Raw genomic sequence first — 2,040 nt, forward strand, 5'->3', positions numbered from 1 at the left:
ATCGGGTCAGTGGGGCGGTTAGCCCCGACTGCCCACAGAACCGTGCGTACGGATCCGTACACGGCTCCTCATGTTAAAGATACCAGTATGCTAAGGTAAACCAGTGTTCTCGGTTGTCTTTTGATTTAATAACCATTCCCCGTTGGATAAACCATTTATTGGGGAAGGCTCTTTCGACAGCCTTTTGTACAGAGAGTTTCCATATTTTGTTGTTGGAATATGCTGCCTTAGCAGCGGTTTTAGGCTTTACTCCGCGTTTGATGAGTGTTGAGCATAGATGCCGTCGGCGCTTTTGTTGACCGACTATCCGTGACCTCATTCTGCGCCTGAATCGAGCTTCGATTTTGGCAATTTGAGCAGGATAGTATGTCATGCCGAAGTACCCAACCCAACCAATAAACCATTGATTGTATTCCTGTATTGTTGCCTCTATGGTTTTGTTGGTGCCACGTGGTGTCAGTTCTTTAACTTTGTTTAGGGCTTTAGCCATTGCCTGTTTTGATATGGCAATGGTGCCATTAATAATGGTCAGCCCCAAGAACTTTACCTTGTTGGCTTTGGCAACTTGGCTTTTATCGTGATTGATGACTAATTTGAGTCTTTTCTCGATAAATGCAGAAATTGACTTCATAACGCGTTCAGCCGCTTTTCGAGAGTGTAAAAATATGTTACAGTCGTCAGCGAAGCGGGCGAAAGATAAGCCTCGATTTTCCAGCTCTTTATCAAGCTCGTCTAGGACGAAGTTGCTTAATAATGGGCTAAGAGGACTACCTTGAGTTGTACCAGTTTCAGTCGGAATAAAAGTATCGCCTTTCATTGCTCCTGATCTTAATGTCATGCCGATTAATCGCAGTATGCGCTTATCGTCAATGACGTGAGATAGTTTGGCAATAAGGCGGTCATGGTTGATTCTGTCGAAGAATTTAGATAAGTCTATATCGACGACGAACTCTTTACCTTGAGCAACTTGCTGTCTGGCTGATTCCACGGCTTGTTGTTGAGATTTCCCTGGTCTAAAGCCAAAGCTATAGAATGAGAAACTCGGGTCAAGTTCTGGTTCCAAGACCATTTTTATAGCCGTTTGTACGACTCGATCCCTGACACAAGGTACGCCCAGAATGCGCACCCCTTTGTTATCAGGTTTAGGTATTTCAACTCGTCTGACGGGTTTTGGTTTATACGTCCAACTTTGTAGTTCATCTATCAGTTGGAGTAGCTCTTTCTCAAGATTGCTTTCAAACTGCTGTATCGTTATGTTGTCTGAGCCATGAGAACCTTTGTTCTTGCGGACTTCCAGAAACGCATCGATAAGCGTATTTGGGAAGCAAACTTGTTCAAAGAGGCTTTGCGTGCCTAATGGCAATGAGCATTGTGTCATTTCTCTTTTCTCCTTGCATGCGTAGGTTATGATTTGCGTATCATCGTTTAAGCGGCATAAATACGTTTAAGCTCTGGATGATATTCTATGGATTTCCAGCGAACCAATTACGCATGGATTGTAATGATACGTTGATCATTGTTAACATGTTCCGCCCTTCGCCTCCATGTCCTTATGGCTGACGTTAAGTTTTACCCTAAATCATGTCACCATGATTATCATAGGCTTAACGTTTTAAGACTACTACGGCTTCATCTGCAAACCCTTGGCACATAGGCGTTGCATTGCTGCAAAGCGTAGGGCTTAAGCTGACGTAGTTTCAGCGACCCATGCCAACGGCTCGTCACTGGGTAAGATCAGTCTCTCGATCACTGTAATCTACCTGTTATACAGACATGACGTTACGGGGAATTATATGGCTTCGGTAATCGTGGCTACCTTACCCATCATGCCTGCCTACCACAGGTTCGCACCGAGCTTAGATCACAGTTTTGACTAGGGCTTCCTTCAGATTCTTCATTGGCTCAATATTGCTGTTTATCCTCTTTGAGGGAGCAAGAGAGAGTTTCTTCCGACACCCTTGCCTTCGTCTACACGTTCCTATTCCCAAGGTCGTGACGGGAATTCCACCCGCTAGATACTGACCATGCCAGTCGCACCAC

General features: G+C 44.8%; 1 protein-coding gene. It reads right to left on the reverse strand.

The features are described from left to right. Nucleotides 1–73: 73 nt before the first annotated feature. Nucleotides 74–1,378 carry a group II intron reverse transcriptase/maturase gene (gene ltrA, locus DNJ75_RS14695; protein ID WP_117004176.1) on the reverse strand — a complete coding sequence of 435 codons (1,305 nt, stop codon included), beginning with the start codon at nucleotides 1,376–1,378 and terminating at the stop codon, nucleotides 74–76. Nucleotides 1,379–2,040: the final 662 nt, after the last annotated feature.

This window comes from Cysteiniphilum litorale (assembly GCF_003428165.1).
GTDB lineage: Bacteria > Pseudomonadota > Gammaproteobacteria > Francisellales > Francisellaceae > Caedibacter > Caedibacter litoralis.

Excerpts from the sequence above, each read along its gene's own strand:
- ltrA (WP_117004176.1), bottom strand. The coding sequence starts at position 1,378 with ATGACACAATGCTCATTGCCATTAGGCACGCAAAGCCTCTTTGAACAA.